Annotated in this window: 1 protein-coding gene; it reads right to left on the reverse strand. The window is 40.9% G+C overall.

Going from position 1 to position 313, the window contains the following annotated elements; all coding sequences use genetic code 11:
• Nucleotides 1–106: 106 nt before the first annotated feature.
• Nucleotides 107–313, reverse strand: a 207-nt coding sequence (locus tag R2R70_RS19535; RefSeq protein ID WP_410978826.1) for a phage holin, incomplete at its 5' end; no start/stop codon positions are given.

Here is a 313-nt window from a genome sequence, read left to right on the forward strand (position 1 = left end):
ATGCACTGTAATATAGAACGGCTTCATCACGTTTCCTGGCCTGTTGCGATTGTGCTTTGGGATGTATGCTTGAATGATCTTTACCATGTTGTTTCTCCTTCAAATATTATTTTGTTAGCCCTCTTTGTTTCAGGGCATCTTTTTGCAGCTGTCCTTTGTAGGTCACATAATTGTTTTTAAACCAAGCGATCATTGCTGTGATCATGGTGAAAATCGTGGAACCTGCAATATAAAGTGCCTCTCCTGCGGTTTGCACTTGCTCCTCACTAATCGGCAAAACTGTTTGCCCAAACATTACAAGTGTTTGGTTGAT

The sequence above is a fragment of the Cobetia sp. SIMBA_158 genome (assembly GCF_046566945.1).
In the GTDB taxonomy this organism is placed as follows: Bacteria; Pseudomonadota; Gammaproteobacteria; order Pseudomonadales; family Halomonadaceae; genus Cobetia; species Cobetia amphilecti.